The following is a 16,652-nucleotide window of genomic DNA, read 5'->3' as shown; positions in this document are numbered from 1 at the left end:
TGGGTACCTGAATTGACAGTTCAGCACCTGATTCCATTTTATACCATTCGTTCATTTATTGATATAAACCATTTGAACTAAATCAGAAAAACCCCTTAATATAAGGGGTTTTCGTTTTGTACGTATCGTATATTATTTCTGTCGACGTCTCAGAGATAAGTCATACGAGCCGATCAATCGCCTAGTTTCGCTAATGCTTCCTGTAGTTGCTCCAGTTGTTCAGACAGGATTTCAATCAAGTTCTGCGTCTGACTTGCCTTCTCTATTAAGACTTGCTCGTCCGAACCGACTTTCGATGCATTACCGATTGGTGATGACTTCAATTCCGACAATTCGCGTTTGTATGTTTCTTGTTTCTCCAAAGCTATTCGCAGTTCTTCTTTCGTCGTACCGATCTGATGCTCCAGATATATGATGTCGGACGAGTTCGCTCCATCGGATAAACGTTGTGAATATGTCATGAGTCACCTCTTTCAATTTCATCCATTGCTTTGCCAACAGTGTAGGGCTCAATATCGATATCCAGTTCCATGCCGAGAGCTAGTTTCGCCAGTTGACTCCCGATAAAAGGACCCATAGTCAATCCAGAGGCTCCAAGTCCGTTCGCTGTAATCAGACCTTGCCAGCCTGGGACAGCCCCCATTACTGGCAGAAAGCCAGGTGTGAACGGACGGAACCCAACTCTTACTTCCTGGAATGTACTATTGGCTAGCCCCGGCGCCAGTTCCAGACCTTTATTCAAAACTTCCTGCATGCCCCCTGCAGTTACTCTTGTATCATAACCCTCCACATCATTTTCATGAGTGGCACCAATCACAATCTTCTGTTGATCAAAGGCCAGCAGATATTGATCAGAAGGTGGCATGATCACAGGCCAGCGGCCTGTATCCTCCCCATTCGTGACATGTAGATGCATAATTTGTGCCTTTTGATAATGCACTTTCAAGTGTATGCCGAGCGGCTTCAGCAGTGCGTTGGCCCATGCACCTGCACAGACAACGACTTCATCTGCCAGGAAACTTTGATCATTAACACTCACACCAATGACCCGATCCGCTTCAAATTGAAGTGTGGCGTCTCCATGGATCACTTCCGCTCCATTTCGCTGTGCAGACCGGATCAATGCATCGCGCAGCGCTCTTCCATCTATACGTGCAGCACCACTGATGTGTACCGATTGATAACGTTCATCCAGCAATGGAAAACGATCACGGGTTTCTTTGGCATCAAGAGGTGTAATGTCACCAATCTCCGGTGCATCTGTTTTGCGAAGATGGGCCCGTTCTTCCATCTTGTTGATTTTATCCACATCCGTATGAATACTAAGCGCGCCCACTTGAGCATAACCAGTTTCCGTTTCTCCTTCGCCTTCAAGCTCCGCTATGATGCCAGGATAGAACCGTGCACCAGCCTTGGCAAGCTGATACCAGTCCTGATTACGTCGCTGTGACAGCCATGGACAGATGATCCCGGCAGCTGCATCCGTCGCCTGTCCTATATCTTTTCGGTCTATGATGACGACCTCTGCGCCATGTTTGGCTAATTGATAGGCTGTTGATGCCCCCAGAATACCTGATCCGACTACGATGACTTTCTTCATGTTTGCATCCCTTTCCTTAATCACTCATTCCTTATAGCGTATACCGTTTCGCATTCTGTTGGCAAGGCAGGCGTACTTTTAGATCCATAAATTGAGGCTGATCAGACCACAGTTCATACTCATTCATCCAATAAAGAATTGTTAAAGCATTCATATGAAAACGTTTTATATATTGCCCGTCATTCAATTAAAATTATTCCATTTATGTAATATAATTCTTTCTAGGTTTCTTTTAACGCTGTAACCACGCCACTTACGCACATGATCCTTTAACGAAAAGAGGAATAACACGACGATGCCGAAACCTAGTATGGGGAATCCGCTGGATACCGATATGCCGCTCATGATTACAGGGCAAAACCAGTTGACCGTTGATGAATTGATGAATTGGAGCGACCATTCACGGGATTACAGCATTGTACAGTGCATCGGAGGAACAGGGCGAATCGCAGCAAAGAATCATGAATTTTCGATCAAAAAAGGGACCGCTCTCATTTTGTTCCCGGAGGTAACCTACCGTTACCACAATCTGAGTGATTCATTACGATTTGATTGTCTGTCTTTCAATGGCTATTTGTTGCCACGGTTCTTGCATACCTTGCAGATCGGGGAGCTGAGCGCCTTCAAGCCGGATGGAATGCTTCATATCCTGTTGCGTGAAATTACGTTGGCGCTGCAGTCCCGGCACAAGGATCAGATCTGGCACGTATCCGCATTACTGTACATGCTTTTGGTCAGATTAACCATTGAAGGTGAACGCTATAGTGCTTACGAACGTTCTGATGCCCGATTAAGATTGGATGAACTCATTACTTTTATCAAACAAAATTATCATCAGGATATTTCTCTCCCCATGTTGGCTGAGCAGATGGACGTTACCGAGCAGCACCTCAATCGGATATTCAAAAAAGAATTTCAAATGACTCCATTGGAGTATCTGATGCGATATCGGTTGTTAAAAGCCAAGGAAATGCTCATCGAAAATGACGCTACTACCGCCCATGAAATAGCCAAAGCCGTTGGTTTCAACAGTGCCAGTTACTTTGGATCAGTGTTCAAAAAATACGAAGGGATATCCCCTATCGAGCTACGCAAGCAGTATCTGGATTAAAGCGCCTCCATATCGATCTCGGCCAGCGAGGATAACCGCAGTTCATGCATGGCGAATTCCAGACCACGCGTTACCTCGTTAGGCACGATGATACAACGAATACCTGCTGCATTGGCTGCCTTCAAGCCATTAGGTGAGTCTTCGAACACAATCGCTTCAGAAGCCTCGATCCCAAGACTCTGGAGAGCAAGAAGGTACAGTTCAGGGTCCGGTTTCACTCGCTTCACATCCTCGGATGTATGAACGACTGTGAAATAATCGAAAATGCCTAATTTCTGCAAGTAACCATGCACCCAGTCCCGTGTGGAGCTGGAAGCAACCGCAAGCTGAATCCCCTTTTCCCTCGCAGACTGAAGCAATTCATGCACCCCTGGAAGAATAGCAGCTTGTCCCAAATAGGCTTCGTACTTCTGTTCTGATAGCAGCTTGATATGATCATGATCTATCTTTTTTTGGAGCGCCTGCTCCAGGTACAGAAATGGATGAAATTCCTCGAAGGAAGTCCCCACATTTTTCGACCATAGCTCCAAACCAAGTTCCACTCCATGCTCTTCATAAATATCGCGAAACGCATAATACCAAGGTGTCTCTGTATCGACAATGAGTCCATCAAAATCAAATATAAATGCTTTTACCATGAACCTGTTCTCCCTCCAATGATCGGCCAGGGGAGCGGATTAGAAACGTGCGGTCAAGTCCGGATGGGTAACGTTCACGGATAAAAAGTGACACGTACAGCCCGTTCCAGTCGGCGACTGAACAACTAATCCAGCTCGAAGTTCCCCTTGTATCGGCATGCCGAAATAACGAATTAGTTTCCACTCATCCCCATCGGGTGAATAAAAGAATGATATGCAGCCCTCTACTTTGCGTATACGCAGATAGGGATTAGGTACGGAGACTTCAACCGAATTACAATCATCAGATGAACCATCACGTGTCACTACCGACACGATGGTAGGCACTTTACCATCATATTCAAAACAAATTTTGCACCAGTTAAGATCATCCGCCATCACCATCAGGCATCCGGAATCATATTGATTTTTCATATCAACGGTTAATTGGGTTGTGATTTCGAAATCGCCAGGCACAGGCATGGACAAGAAAGGAGCAGTTGCACGAATGTGCTTCCCCGCCGGATCTTGGAAAAAGTCGGTGTCCGCCTTCGCTTCCACCAGCACACCTCCCTGATCCGTATAGGACCAGCTTTCGGGCTCGTTCATCCAGCTCCATTGCTTCCGTGCTTCTGTTGTCATTACGTTAGTCATTTGTTAGCAGCCTCCCAAGTTAAATGCGTTTTAGTTTATATGTTCTAGTTTTTTCTGTACTACATATTCGCTTCAAATACAGTAAACCCCTTTTTCTACATATTTTTGTAAGGTTCCAGCACTTGGGAGTGCTTTTGCGGATCTGGCAGGAAGAACATAATGACCATGAGTACGATATATAGACCAAGGATGACACTGAACAATAGTGTTGGATTGTGATGGTAGAGCAGGCCCGTCAGGTAACCGGATGGAATGGCTGTGAGCGTCATGACGGTCTGCACGGCCGAGAACATATCGGCTTTCTCATGCGTACCCAATCGGTTCATCAACAGGGAATCCCGGTACGTCTGCAAAATGAAGTTCCCCGCAGCGAGCACGATTAGCGTGAGAAACAACATCCCTATACTCCCCACAGGGATCAATAGAAACAGAATGGCTCCGGCCGTGCTAAGCACAATGGAAAAACCAACATACTTTTCTTCCGAACGCCGTTTCAGTCGCGGAATGATGACCAGATAGAGCAGCATGACGGTTACCGCAGTCACTACTGGGATAAACGAAATGACACGGTCATCAAATTTCAACTGTTCCTTGAAGAAAATGACCTGAAAGAAATTCAGCTGCAGAATCAGATTGGACAACACCGTGATCAGGATAATCGGAAAAAGTCTCCGTTTGTAGAACGATTTGCCGAACAGGCGCAGACTGGAACCCAAGCTCTGAAGCACACGGGTTTTACTATGCAATCCCATAAGTTCCTTGCCAACTTCGGTCTCATCTGTGTATCGGTTACGAATGAAAAACATGGCGGTCATCAGGATACCCCCGACAAAGTAAATGCTGGCCAGTGTAGGCACGATACCAAAATCAGCAATGACAACTCCAGCAATCGGCGTGAGTACCCCGGCCCCTGTAATAATCATGTTGAGAATGGCAAATACCTTGGATCGTTTGTGTTCCTCCACATCCTCTATGATTAGACAGTTAAAGGCGACCGTTACAAACTTGGATGTTGCATTCAGTAAATAAGCGATCAGGAACAGCCAGAAGTTCTGGGAGAAGGCCCAGATGAACATGGGAACACTCCAGGCAAGCAGATCAAAGATCAGCGTTGTTCGTTTCCGGCCCAGCTTATTCGTAATGGAACCCGCGAATAGTTGAAAGATAAAGGCAAAATAAAGATTCACCGAATTGATTAAACCGATTTCAATGTCCGAAAGTCCGGCTTCCTTCATATATAAAGGAGCGTAGAAGAGAACGATCGTGCCCGGAATGGCCCATACCGGTTCGAGAAAAATGGAGTAGCGTGGATTCTTCGGCAAATCTTGAAGCAATTTCAATCGATATCCCTTCCTTCTGCGGTTTTCACCGCTGCGAATTCCAACTTCTCGCAGCGGCAAACCCGCTAATGTCTACATGCTTATAGGATAAGAGCTGTTTTGACCGAATTCATCGGCAATTTCTCTCCAGTATGCATGTCATAACCAATCGTTCCATTAAAGGCCTGTTCATAATCACTCAGCAGTTCCTTGGCTGTCACCATCTGTTCCAGTTCCGGGATACTTTGGGCAAATTTCAGTGCCGTACTGATCATCGAGTGATTAGCAACTGCACCGATGATACTAATGCCATCATTAATCACGGCTGTTGATTTGAACGTCACCTCATAGCTGTCGTCATATCCCATAGGAATAATTTTGCCGCCTTTGGCAATCAGCTCAAACCCTACATGAAGTTGGTTACCAACTGCGTCCACTATAATATCAAACTTTTTGTTATTATTGATCTCGTATACTTTATCCAGTGTCAGATCCTGAGGATAGAACACATGATCCGCGATCCCTGAAGCGAACTCTTTGCGGTATGGATCAACTTCCGTGCCTACGGTAAGCCTTGCCAATCGTTTGCTAACAAGCTGACACAGGGAACCGATTGCTCCAGAACCGAGGACCAGTACAGAGTCACTTGGCTTAGTCCCTGCTTTCATGAACGTCTGAAGTACACATCCCAGTGGTTCAATCATCATGGCCGTTTCCCAACTCATGGAATCCGGGATGGCATAGATATACTTTTCGTCCCCAACAAAATATTCAGCAAAGGTTCCGTGTGTCGTCATCCCTACTTGATAGTCATCAAAATTCTCGCAGTAGATGAACAGACCCTCACGGCAGTATGAGCAGGTACCGCAAGATTGCGTGGGATCAACCAATACCCGATCACCGATCTTGAAACCACGAACTTCGTCGCCCACCTCAACCACTGTACCTACACCTTCATGACCAATGATCGTTCCTTTATTCGCCGGCACTTTGCCTTTGACAATATTCAGATCTGTCCCGCAGATGCCGGAACCATAGATTTTAATTTTTACCTGGTTTGGCTTTTGAATGGTTGGCTCCTCAATCTCTTGATAAGTCACCTGTTTGAGATCCTGATATACGAGTGCTTTCATTGAATAATTCCTCCTAGTCGATTGTCGATTATGATCTATGGATTAAGCTTCAAACGTTTTCGTAAGTTGCATCGCATGAAGATGTTCCTGCTTCTGAATCTCTTTCCAGTCTGACAGGATCTGTAACAGCGCTTCCTCGACCCACAGCAATTCTTCCCGTGTATGGGCATCAGAGAAAATAAAGTAACCTTTGGTGAAAATGCCGAAGTGAGCCATTCTTTTCACCATGAACTCGCGGAAAGGATCTGTTTGGAAGTTATCTTCAGCCAGGGATTGAATGCAGAAGCTTGCATACGTCCCCTTCACTTCCAATTGATCCGTCAATCCGAGTAAAACAAGTTCAGATTCCAGACGATCCATGATCCGGGTTGCCGGATCACGCCAAGTCGGCCATACTTTCGCATTTTTCATTAATCGTTCACAGGCAATGGCTGCCGCGAGCGCTGTCGTTTCGCTGGAATGGGCATTACTGAATCTGACCTGTCCTGACAAAGACATCAAGTGCTCAGGCCCCATAACCGCTGCGAGCGGTAAACCGTTGGCCATACCTTTAGAGATACAGAGCAGATCAGGCCAGATGTCATATTCTCCTGCTGTAGCCTGCTTGCCCATTCGAATACCGGAAGTTACCTCATCGAATATGATAATGATGTCCAGAGACCGACATAGGTCTACGGCTTGCTCCAGCGCGTCCTTTTTCCACTCGTTGGGGCATAGAACAATACATGCGATATCCTCGGGAGACGCGGTAATCTGAGCCTCAATTCGCTCCGTAGTAGGCTTGTTAACCCAGATCGTTGAACGCTCGATATCCACCGGGATGCCACGTTCTTTCGTCTGGCCACCATAATAACCGTAGGCAGACCAGTCGTGCCACCCATGATAAGCTGTCGCAATAACCTTGCTTTTGCCACTAGCGGCACGGGCCAGACGCACGGCCCCACTCACTGCATCAGCACCACTCTTGGTGAAGCGTAGCGATGGATAACGACCCTCGAACCGCTCCAGAATCAACTCGGCACATTCAAGCTCAATGTCGGCAGGTAAAGAAAAGCTTGTCCCTTTTTTCAACTGGTGAATGACGGTTAATTGGACTTCATGTCTGGCATGGCCCCATGGCGCCGTACCCATGGCCATTTCGCAATCCAGCCATTCATTACCGTCGATATCTGTAAATCGGGAATTATAAGCCTCTGCACAACATACGGGGGTATGCCCCGGAAATAAACGTTCAGGTGCTTTGGCCAAAGTGCTGCATCCGCTCGGAATTACCTTTTCAACTTGTTCCAACCACTCCAGATTACGGGTAAATCGTACGGCACGATCGAGCGTGCTCTCTTTTTCGTTCACCTTAAGTACCTCCCTGTTTATTTTCGTTGTGAGTGAATTAACGTACTTTGGTTCCAGGCCAGCATCCATCGTATATGCGATCCATCGTGATCACATTGCCATACAGATCAATGATCAGATCCTTGGCTCGATGAGCATGCCTCATCTCAATCCAGTAGCGGTTCTCCAGCAAACGGGCGAAATTGTCCACCAAAAACAGTAACCGGTTCTCACTATGAATCAATTCCTTGCCCAGTACCTGTGGCAGCCAGATGGCCCCGTTGGAATTGAAGCGGTTTGAATAGTCCCGTACTTCGGCTACATTTGCAAATTCGGCTTCCTCCAACTTGGTCCAGAATGTATCGGCATCACTACGAACCTCGGCAAGGTCAATCCCGACAATCGGCAGATGCTGGTATTCCTCTTGGCTTTCCAGCTGTGCTTTCAGATGACTGAAAACGAATGGCCACACATCAGCCTCGATTTGACCGCCCCACTTTTTCCAGAATCGTGCCAGATTGTTCTTCCGGTTGAAGTTGCGGTGAATGCCGCTGCTGCGTTCCCAGTGATATGCTTGAATATTCGGATTAATGACTGTATCGTATCCGGCAGCTCGTGCCCGCATCTGATAATCAAAGTCCTCGTATCCGTTAAAGAACTTCTCATCGAGGTTGCCGATGGTTTCGTACACCTCCCGCTTCATGCCAAACATGGCAAATACCACCAGTTGAACAGAGAAGGTTTCTTTTGGGATATCATCAGGAGATGCGTTCAGGAACAGGTGTCGGCCGATGGTGTCCGCAAAAGCAATGCCGCAATGCTGCACGCCTCCTGTTTGCGGATACAACAGAACCCCTCCAATCATGCCAATCGTAATATCGCTATCCAGCGTCTCTTTCATCATCGGTTGCCAGTTCGGTTGAAGAATGGTGTCAGAATCCAGGAAGAAAATGTACTCTCCCTTGGCAAGACTCAGTGCGCTATTAATCGACACGGCGCAACCGAGTGGAAAATCATGCTGAAGAATCTCGATGGTCACACCTTCTCTTACTTCTTGCTTCAGTTTATCCAGATGTTGAAAGACTGCTGAGCCGGAACCATCGTTGATGAAAATAATCTGAGTGGATGGGCTTACCGTCCGGAGTAGCGAATCTGTGAACAAGTTCAAAATGTTATAGTCCTGGTTGACTGGCACAATAATGGTGTAAAGCATGGAATCCCTCCTGATTTGGGTTGATGGAATGAGTACATAAGCTGATTTTTAACTTCACAATTGCAGGTAGTTCTGTCCGGCCTCCTCGTTTGAATATTTTGTCTTTATTTGGTAATGATTTGAATCTACTAGAAATTTATATCATTTTTTGTAAACTGAAAATCTTAAATTCTGAACTCTATTAATATTTGAATATGTGAGAAAATCAAGTCTTTGCAGCTTGCGCACTGAGAAACGCTGTTGTGAACGCAAAAAAAACACCCTCAGAGAGTCTCCGTTCCTCATGTAACGGATTCTCTCTGAAGGTGTTAAATTGTTCATCAAGCTCAAATTATGAATTACTTTATCTACAGTTGAATATCTACATTTTTGTCCGGATCGCTGTATTTATAGATGCCCGGATTCAGTTCAATATGTCCATCAAATGGAATATCTTTGTAGGTGTCTATATGAATTTTTACAGGTGTCATCCCTTGGGGGTTAATTTCAGGAACGACTTCTTTGCCATTGATCCGAAGCATTGTTTGGTTAATACCTCTGAAACTAGGCGTTTGGGAATATGACTCTACAATTAATTTCTCCCCATCCCTATAATAAGAGAATTGTATTTCAAGTCCATCGACAATGAGTTTGGTGTATTGCTTTTGTTTCTTGGGTTCATTTAAATGAATCCAGTTTTTAGTTGTATCTCGTTTCTGAACAATGGCATCTTTTAAGATGAGTTTCATTGGAACATCAGACCAGTTTTGATACCACTCAGGAGATTCAAAATGAAACAATTGCTGATTATTTTCAGAACGCCCCCCTTTCGTGGTTTGCACCCCTGTGATTGTTTTATCATCTATAATCATCTGAATCGATTTATATTGAACAATACCTTCTGTATATGAACCTTCTTCATCAATTAAAATCTGAAGATTCAATGGAGTAATCACAAGTTGATCTAAAGTAACACCGGTTTTTGCTTGGAATTCAGGATTGGTATACAGTTTTTTCGTATATATCGCCTCACTTGCTTTTTTCCCATTTGCGACAAATTCGAATTTCCAAGTACCTGTCAATCGTTTTGCTGCTTCAACATAATTGAAATGAAGGTTCGCATTCGCCCAATCCGCTTCCGATATATCAAATACCTGTTCAATCAACAATCCTTTTTCTTCGTTAGGCAAGATGGTCGGAATAGCATCTACAACCTGGGCCCCGGTATGAACTCTCAAGTGAGGATTGACGCTTTCCAAATCTGATGCTGCTACCTCGACTTTATAACGGATGACCGTTTGATTATCTGCATGTCTAACCGATTCAATATGAATCGCCGGAAACTGTGAAACACCAGTAACCATTGATTCTCCAGTATGTTGATTAGATTTCAGGAAAATATCCCTATCCCGATAAAGGATAAGATTCTTTGCTTCGAATGTAAACTCTTTGGTACCACCTTTTAAAGTATCAGCTGTTTCATAGATCCCAATGAGTTTCTGACTATCAGGATCGTGCCCCAAATAACCATATACGTTCGCTCTCGCATCGGATCCTCCTATTATAGTATTTTCCTCAGTCGCAAATCCACTATATGGAGAAAGATCGATTGATGTGTCCAGAGATATGAGCATCTTCATTTTTTCTCCATCTGTTACAACACCGCTTAAATTCATTGTCACACCTGAATTAGCGGACTGAAGATCATATTGCTGACCGATACCATTATTTATTGCACTTGCAACGCCCCGGCCTCCGATTCGATCCCAATCAATCGTCATACTGGCGAATACAGGAATAGCAACAAGTAAGAAAAAAGTAAAAATGATGCTTATAGGAATTGCTTTAGCTCGATATCCAGCAGGCTTTTGTGAAGAATTCAGATTGACTCGTCGTTTATGTGCTTCTTTTTCAATGGTTGTCCACATTAAGTCATAATCCGGATGAGATATATTTTTTTCCTTATTAGAATACTGATTCATTATTACTCAGCTCCTTTAGTTGAGGTTCAACCATTTTATTGAGCAGTTTTAATCCTTTGTTTAATCTGGATTTTGCAGTCCCTTCAGGTATGTTCATAACTTTAGAGATCTCAGGTATAGTCAAATCATTGATAAATCGAAGGACAACAACCATCCTAATCTTGTCAGGAAGCCCACTATATAATCCTTGTAGCTCTTCTTTTGTTTCCCTATGATACACACCCTCTTCCACAGGGTTATAACTCTGGGATTTGGACAACAAATAATGCCGAACTTCTTTCAACCATCCAGATTTCCGTCTTCTCATAACGCTATGACACTCATTTGAAGCAATCCGCAATATCCATGATTTCATGTTCCTTACCTTAGTTCTGTCAGCCAAAATAACTTTGACAAATACTTCTTGGCAAATGTCCTCGGCATCTGCTTGATTCTTCATCAGATAATAACAGAAGTAATAAACTTGCTCTTTGTACAATTCAAAAATTTCTCTGTCAGTCATTCTATCCCCCCTTTGCCGTGTTTTCATTAATAAGACAAATAATGTTATGTAATCGTTCATTTTGTTTATAGTTGGTTTTGCTAAATTCTCGGATACCTAGAATAGATTAGTTCAATATCTCTGCTTGAACAGGTCTTATACATGTAAACAAGCAAAAAAAGCCGCTAAATTAGCGACTTTATGAAATCATTTGGTCATTGAGTAACGAGCTGATGCTGTTGAGTTAGTCTCACCCCTATTTTCACCTCTGCTTAAATCCATGATAAAACGTATCCACCACAAGCGCAGGGGCTGCTTTTCTCGCGATATGACCACTTACAACCTGCTGCCACGTCAGGAACATGATGGAATACAGCACATCGACAATCCAGGTTTTATCGAGATCGGAGCGGAAATAACCTTTCTGTTGTAACAGACCGACCGCATGGAGTACCGGTTCTCTTAGTTTCAGATCTGCTCCTTCAATCTCGGGATTATAGTTAATGGTGGTGTCATGAGCCAGAAAATAAATTTTGTCGCCTAATGGAATCAGCGCCTCGATCAGCTCGGGTATGTACTTTTCACAGTGCTCCTCATCCAGTTGGATTTCTTTCATGGTCTCACTGACCACCTCGATTGCACGTAATCCGAGATATACCATAAGCTGTTCGCGACTTTCCACGTATCGATGTAACGTAGCGATCCCGATTTTTGCAGATTCTGCAATTTCATTCATGGAAGCATTCGGTTTTTCAATCAGCAACTTGGTGGCCTCATCCAGAATGGAATGCAGCCTGGTTTGTTTGATTGTAGTCATTTCTTTTTTCATTGTATTACACCTCTTGGCGAATTAGTCTACAATTGATCTGATCATCCATCATATGATTGGATGAGATTATAAAATTATAGCATATTTCCTCACTAGTAATACTAAAAGCCGCCATTTGGCGGCTCTTAGCATGGTTTATCTTTCCCGTTACTTACAGTTCGATGATTCTCGTTGCGATATTTGTACAAAATTCACGATCATGCTCTACAAAAAGCAGGGTTGGCGAGTATTCCAAGAGTAAGTCTTCGATCTGCATACGTGAAATAACATCTACAAAGTTTAGTGGTTCATCCCAAATGTGCAGATGAGCTTTCTCACTAAGACTTTTGGCAATGAGCACTTTCTTTTTTTGCCCTGCGCTAAACGTTGAGATATCTTTCTCCAATTGCAGTCTGGAAAAATCCAACTTTCGAAGTATCGATTTAAACAGGCTTTCATCAATCCCCTGTGTGGCTGCATACTCAGATAAATGTCCTCCGAGATCGGTCGTGTCCTGCGACACATATGAGATTTTAAGCTGATGATCCTTACGGAAAAGGCCTGTATAAGCAATACCTTTACCACAGATCAGTTTAAGAATACTTGATTTGCCAGATCCATTTTTACCGTACAGGGCAATACGATCCCCTTGTTCAACCATGATACTGACATCCTTACACACCGTATTGGAGCCGTATGATATCGACACATGTTCCAATTCGACAAGTTCCTGCTTGTGAAAATCCAGCTGATGAATCTGTAAACGTTCTGCACTCTCGATGTTTTTGAGAAGTTTGGATTTCTCTTGAATCGCAGATTGCTGCCTTTGTTCAATATTTTTGGAACGTTTCATCATTTTGGCAGCCTTGTGCCCAATATATCCTTTATCCACCTTGGAGCCGGAATTTCTCGTACCATTTTTGGTCTTTTCAACTTCATGCGACCATCCACCGGTCCGTTTGGCTGAATCGGATAAACGTTTGATATCCTTTATTAATTTCTCATTACTCGCAAGTTCAAACTGATCTTGCCTTCTTTTATTTTCCCACCAAGCGGAGAAATTGCCTTTCTGAATCTCGATGTTACTTTTATTAATGGAAAGGATATGGTCCACGCTGTGATCCAGAAAGGATCGATCGTGAGATACCAAAATAAATCCACTCTTGCTGCGGAGATAATCACCTACAATTTGTCTCGCATGAAGATCAAGATGATTGGTAGGTTCATCAATGAGCAGAAACCGATTATCCTTCAGGAACAAAGCAGCCAGCATCACCTTTGTTTGTTCTCCGTTGGATAACGTATCGAAAGGCCGATACAATACATCTTCTGACACTTTCAACAGGTTAAGCTCGCGCACAACTTGCCAGAGCAGATATTCAGGATGAATCACACCGATGACATCAACGGTCATGGCTCCCTTATCTTCTACCTGGTAAGGAAAGTATTCAAAGCTAACATTCGCAGAGATATGTCCGCTGTATTCATATTTGCCAAGCAACAGATTAAGGAATGTCGTTTTGCCCCTGCCGTTCCTTCCGGTAAAACCCAATTTCCAATCGGAATCCAACTGAAAACTAACATTTTCAAATATATTATCGTAACTGCCTTCATAGGCAAAGGTCAGGTTGGTAACGTTGATTAAAGACATGCATATCATCCTTTTTATGTGAAATATAAAAGTAAACTGACGGGATTTCACCATGGAACATGGCATGGATTCCCTCACTTTAATATTTGAACATAATCAGAATTTAGATTCGCTTATACAATAAAAGAAACCTGGCGATAAACCACTCAGCGCCAAGTAGATCTATGCATAGGAGGATAAAGTGTCAGATTCTGATTAGTCATATTGTGAACCATGCCACTGTTCATGTTCGTTGACAGGCCCACATAAACATCCACAACCTCTAATTCTGTCATCACTCCATACCCCCTTTGAAAACTCACAATTTATTACAGAAAACTTAACATGGAATACGCCATGGGTCAAGGCAGGCCAGCCAATAGATACACCTTACGGAAGGTAGGCATCCTCTACCTCAACTTTTCGTTCATTCCCCATCGCAATGTATCTTACGTTAATGACATTTCCTTTCTGAAAATGGGGAATATGTGTAATTGGAATATAAGTCTCTACAATTGTCGGAAAGGTGCGGCCGTCAACTTGGGTTACAGTCAAATCCAATCGCACGCCCGGCCTTCCATCCATACTGGATGATGTCTGTACAATATCATGAATTATTGCTTCTGTTGGAATTCCGTCCATCAGAATGCTCTTGCGAAGGTGATGATTCTCTTTATTGTTACGTAACAGTTTAAATGCCATAATCGTAATGACCGTGCCTGTTATAAGCCCAAAGACAATAATAGCAACAATAATAATTAATGTGACTGTCATGATAACCTCCTTTTAGTTGAAACTTATGTTAACTACTTCTGGTTTAGATCTCTTATTCCTGCCAATTTGCTTGAATGGGAAAGCTTTAACGTCAAAAAAGCCGCCTTAAGGGCGGCTTGCTGCTGTGTATGTTCAACTCAATCTACTTTCGCACCATACGAGCGTACAAACAGAACGGCTTGTTCGCGATCCAAACGTACGCCTTTGATATCGAGTGATTTCAGATCGATGCCTTCCAGGTTAGCCCCTCTAAGATCGGCTCCTTGCAGCTTGGCTCTGCTTAATACAACTCGGGTAAGATCACATTCTCTCAAATCCGCTTTGGTGAAATCCGTGTCCGTAAAGTCAGCCTCAAAGAAACGAATTCCTCGCAGATCCTGTTTCCCCAAACGTGTATGTCTCAGATTTGTATAGGACCAATCGCCCTGACTCAGGGTAATGCCATCCATTTGCGCACCTGAAAAGTCTGAACCTGTCATCTTGCAGGAGCTGAATTTGGAAGCAAAGAGATTCGCACCACCGAAGGTGCAGTTTTCAAAAGCCGATTCCGTATGAATCGAACCATTCATGGAAGCCCCTTTGAAGTCACACTCAATAAAACGACAGTTACTCGTTTCGATTTCTTCCATAGAAGCGTTCATAAATGTACACTGCTTGAAAACACAACTTATAAGTTCTCCATAGCGCAGATCACGTCCCTCAAAATGTACTGCTTCATATTCCTGATCCTTATATTGATACACTGGTTACACCCCACATTGTATATTTCTCCGTCTTTCTTCATTAAATGAACTTTTTATACTATACCACACCCCTGTCAAGTACCTGCTTAAACACCTACAAAAGTCAAGTTACTTTTTTTATGAGAAAAATCTGAAAACTAAAAAAGGAACGCATAAAGCGCCCCTCCAGCTCACACTTTTAACTGTTCCAATGTGGGCTTATATATGTGAAACTCTCCAGTTAGCTGCTTGTTCTATTCCTATCCAAAAGCATTACACCAGTTTTTTGGACATCCTATACAGGGATAACGAAGGTTTATTGATTTCCCCTACACTTTGGTATCCCAAACGCTCGTAGAGTTTAATAGCTAGTAGATTTTCCTTTTTAACTGTAAGTGAAGATTTGGACAGACCTTGTGTTATAGCTTGCTCCTCAGCAAAATGAATGAGCTGTGTCCCTACACCAAGTCCTCTGCTTTCAGGCAACGTAGCCAGTGTCCCGATGTGGTACTCGTCGTTCTCCGCTTCTTTTAATGTCACCATGGAGTAGAACTCTTTCCAGTGTTGGAGATTATACTTAATCAAGCTCCATTTACGAAGTTCAAACAGTTTGGAGAACGTTGGTAAAGCAAGTTTGTTCATTATAGTGGCCGGATAACACATGATCATGCCCAGCGTTTGGTTACCCATTTTAGCTTCATAAGCATATTGGTGACTGAATCGGTTCTGATTCGAACGCCATAACTTGTTAAATGTTTTTTCTATAATGCCTTTATCCTTGGTACCTGCAAGCGAATAGGCCATATATTCAAGTGCCATCTGATTTAGTTGCCCGCCGACTAATGATTGTGGACTGGCTTTTGTTATGGAAATCTTATTCATCGCTGTCACTCCTCTAGGTAGCTGAAATTGGATTAAAGCTTGGCAGCAGGTTGGTTAAATGATAACCCCTCAACGATCACATTCACCGTATCAATGGTTAACCCGGTCAGCTGTTCCACATGTAATCTCACATTGTTTTGCAATTCCCTGCAGACTTCATGCACTTTTGTTCCATAACAAACGACAACCTTTACGTTTATCTCCAATCTTGATTCTACCTTGCGGATATCTATGCCATTTTGCAGACTTTTCCCGCTCCACTTTTTGGTGACCCCTTCTATAAGTCCTGTCGACATGGAGGAAATCTCACTGGTAGTATTCGCGATCTTGCCGACAATTTTGGAGATCACATCATCCGATATTTGAATTTTTCCCAGAACATTTTGAATGGACATCCTAGGTCCCCCTCTTTACACCT

At 43.5% G+C, this 16,652-nt stretch carries 17 protein-coding genes; 1 reads left to right on the top strand and 16 read right to left on the bottom strand.

Annotated features, from left to right (window positions below; genetic code table 11):
- Positions 1 to 173 precede the first annotated feature (173 nt).
- On the bottom strand, positions 174 to 461 hold the full coding sequence (locus MKY92_RS13885; RefSeq protein WP_339301289.1) for a hypothetical protein: 288 nt from the start codon (positions 459 to 461) through the stop codon (positions 174 to 176).
- Complete coding sequence (locus tag MKY92_RS13880; protein WP_339301288.1) at positions 458 to 1,600, bottom strand: FAD-binding oxidoreductase; 1,143 nt, start codon at positions 1,598 to 1,600, stop codon at positions 458 to 460. Before MKY92_RS13880 ends, MKY92_RS13885 begins: the two co-directional genes overlap by 4 nt.
- Before the next feature lie 295 nt (positions 1,601 to 1,895).
- Between MKY92_RS13880 and MKY92_RS13875 the strand changes: the two genes are divergently transcribed.
- A complete protein-coding gene (locus MKY92_RS13875; RefSeq protein WP_339301287.1) occupies positions 1,896 to 2,711 on the top strand; it encodes an AraC family transcriptional regulator in 816 nt (271 codons plus the stop codon).
- Here the strand turns inward: MKY92_RS13875 and MKY92_RS13870 are convergent.
- The 14 genes from MKY92_RS13870 to MKY92_RS13805 all read right to left on the bottom strand — a co-directional run bounded on the left by MKY92_RS13870 (position 2,708) and on the right by MKY92_RS13805 (position 16,629).
- Positions 2,708 to 3,349 (bottom strand): HAD family hydrolase, encoded by a 642-nt coding sequence (locus tag MKY92_RS13870; RefSeq protein ID WP_105598610.1) that lies wholly within the window; start codon positions 3,347 to 3,349, stop codon positions 2,708 to 2,710. The two genes, MKY92_RS13875 and MKY92_RS13870, sit on opposite strands and share 4 nt — an antisense overlap.
- 39 nt (positions 3,350 to 3,388) lie before the next feature.
- Entirely contained in the window at positions 3,389 to 3,982 is a 594-nt protein-coding gene (locus tag MKY92_RS13865; protein WP_100528042.1) for a DUF1349 domain-containing protein, read from the bottom strand.
- 95 nt (positions 3,983 to 4,077) lie between these two features.
- Positions 4,078 to 5,322 carry an MFS transporter gene (locus tag MKY92_RS13860; protein WP_339301285.1) on the bottom strand — a complete coding sequence of 415 codons (1,245 nt, stop codon included), beginning with the start codon at positions 5,320 to 5,322 and terminating at the stop codon, positions 4,078 to 4,080.
- An 80-nt stretch (positions 5,323 to 5,402) separates the two neighbouring features.
- Positions 5,403 to 6,434, bottom strand: coding sequence for an alcohol dehydrogenase catalytic domain-containing protein (locus tag MKY92_RS13855; RefSeq protein ID WP_339301284.1), 1,032 nt, complete (start codon positions 6,432 to 6,434; stop codon positions 5,403 to 5,405).
- A gap of 42 nt (positions 6,435 to 6,476) precedes the next feature.
- The gene (locus MKY92_RS13850; protein ID WP_339301283.1) at positions 6,477 to 7,784 is read right to left on the bottom strand and encodes an aminotransferase class III-fold pyridoxal phosphate-dependent enzyme; all 1,308 of its coding nucleotides are present in this window, start codon (positions 7,782 to 7,784) and stop codon (positions 6,477 to 6,479) included.
- 37 nt (positions 7,785 to 7,821) lie between these two features.
- Positions 7,822 to 8,976, bottom strand: a complete 1,155-nt coding sequence (locus MKY92_RS13845; RefSeq protein WP_017688647.1) for a glycosyltransferase — start codon at positions 8,974 to 8,976, stop codon at positions 7,822 to 7,824.
- Positions 8,977 to 9,323: 347 nt separating this feature from the next.
- Entirely contained in the window at positions 9,324 to 10,937 is a 1,614-nt protein-coding gene (locus tag MKY92_RS13840; protein ID WP_339301281.1) for a DUF4179 domain-containing protein, read from the bottom strand.
- Positions 10,921 to 11,439, bottom strand: coding sequence for an RNA polymerase sigma factor (locus MKY92_RS13835; RefSeq protein WP_339301280.1), 519 nt, complete (start codon positions 11,437 to 11,439; stop codon positions 10,921 to 10,923). The genes MKY92_RS13840 and MKY92_RS13835 overlap by 17 nt, the downstream gene beginning before the upstream one ends.
- 241 nt (positions 11,440 to 11,680) lie before the next feature.
- Complete coding sequence (locus tag MKY92_RS13830; protein ID WP_036608234.1) at positions 11,681 to 12,247, bottom strand: helix-turn-helix domain-containing protein; 567 nt, start codon at positions 12,245 to 12,247, stop codon at positions 11,681 to 11,683.
- A gap of 151 nt (positions 12,248 to 12,398) precedes the next feature.
- Positions 12,399 to 13,877 carry an ABC-F type ribosomal protection protein gene (gene abc-f / locus MKY92_RS13825; RefSeq protein WP_339301278.1) on the bottom strand — a complete coding sequence of 493 codons (1,479 nt, stop codon included), beginning with the start codon at positions 13,875 to 13,877 and terminating at the stop codon, positions 12,399 to 12,401.
- 369 nt (positions 13,878 to 14,246) lie between these two features.
- A complete protein-coding gene (locus MKY92_RS13820; RefSeq protein WP_339301277.1) occupies positions 14,247 to 14,630 on the bottom strand; it encodes a hypothetical protein in 384 nt (127 codons plus the stop codon).
- 137 nt (positions 14,631 to 14,767) lie between these two features.
- Positions 14,768 to 15,373 carry a pentapeptide repeat-containing protein gene (locus tag MKY92_RS13815; protein ID WP_339301275.1) on the bottom strand — a complete coding sequence of 202 codons (606 nt, stop codon included), beginning with the start codon at positions 15,371 to 15,373 and terminating at the stop codon, positions 14,768 to 14,770.
- Positions 15,374 to 15,625: 252 nt separating this feature from the next.
- Positions 15,626 to 16,234 (bottom strand): GNAT family N-acetyltransferase, encoded by a 609-nt coding sequence (locus MKY92_RS13810; RefSeq protein ID WP_339301273.1) that lies wholly within the window; start codon positions 16,232 to 16,234, stop codon positions 15,626 to 15,628.
- A 32-nt stretch (positions 16,235 to 16,266) separates the two neighbouring features.
- Positions 16,267 to 16,629: an Asp23/Gls24 family envelope stress response protein gene (locus MKY92_RS13805; protein WP_339301272.1), complete on the bottom strand. Its 363-nt coding sequence runs from the start codon at positions 16,627 to 16,629 to the stop codon at positions 16,267 to 16,269.
- Between the last annotated feature and the right edge of the window lie 23 nt (positions 16,630 to 16,652).

The sequence above is a fragment of the Paenibacillus sp. FSL R5-0623 genome (genome assembly GCF_037974265.1).
Lineage (GTDB): Bacteria > Bacillota > Bacilli > Paenibacillales > Paenibacillaceae > Paenibacillus.
Note: the sequence above shows the minus strand (reverse complement) of the source record. Positions and strands in the feature narration are given on the sequence as shown.

Bases quoted from the DNA above. Each gene is read 5' to 3' on its own strand.
- MKY92_RS13885 (WP_339301289.1), bottom strand. From the start codon at position 461: ATGACATATTCACAACGTTTATCCGATGGAGCGAACTCGTCCGACATC.
- MKY92_RS13880 (WP_339301288.1), bottom strand. From the start codon at position 1,600: ATGAAGAAAGTCATCGTAGTCGGATCAGGTATTCTGGGGGCATCAACA.
- MKY92_RS13875 (WP_339301287.1), top strand. From the start codon at position 1,896: ATGCCGAAACCTAGTATGGGGAATCCGCTGGATACCGATATGCCGCTC.
- MKY92_RS13870 (WP_105598610.1), bottom strand. From the start codon at position 3,349: ATGGTAAAAGCATTTATATTTGATTTTGATGGACTCATTGTCGATACA.
- MKY92_RS13865 (WP_100528042.1), bottom strand. From the start codon at position 3,982: ATGACTAACGTAATGACAACAGAAGCACGGAAGCAATGGAGCTGGATG.
- MKY92_RS13855 (WP_339301284.1), bottom strand. From the start codon at position 6,434: ATGAAAGCACTCGTATATCAGGATCTCAAACAGGTGACTTATCAAGAG.
- MKY92_RS13845 (WP_017688647.1), bottom strand. From the start codon at position 8,976: ATGCTTTACACCATTATTGTGCCAGTCAACCAGGACTATAACATTTTG.
- MKY92_RS13840 (WP_339301281.1), bottom strand. From the start codon at position 10,937: ATGAATCAGTATTCTAATAAGGAAAAAAATATATCTCATCCGGATTAT.
- MKY92_RS13835 (WP_339301280.1), bottom strand. From the start codon at position 11,439: ATGACTGACAGAGAAATTTTTGAATTGTACAAAGAGCAAGTTTATTAC.
- MKY92_RS13830 (WP_036608234.1), bottom strand. From the start codon at position 12,247: ATGAAAAAAGAAATGACTACAATCAAACAAACCAGGCTGCATTCCATT.
- abc-f (WP_339301278.1), bottom strand. From the start codon at position 13,877: ATGTCTTTAATCAACGTTACCAACCTGACCTTTGCCTATGAAGGCAGT.
- MKY92_RS13820 (WP_339301277.1), bottom strand. From the start codon at position 14,630: ATGACAGTCACATTAATTATTATTGTTGCTATTATTGTCTTTGGGCTT.
- MKY92_RS13810 (WP_339301273.1), bottom strand. From the start codon at position 16,234: ATGAATAAGATTTCCATAACAAAAGCCAGTCCACAATCATTAGTCGGC.
- MKY92_RS13805 (WP_339301272.1), bottom strand. From the start codon at position 16,629: ATGTCCATTCAAAATGTTCTGGGAAAAATTCAAATATCGGATGATGTG.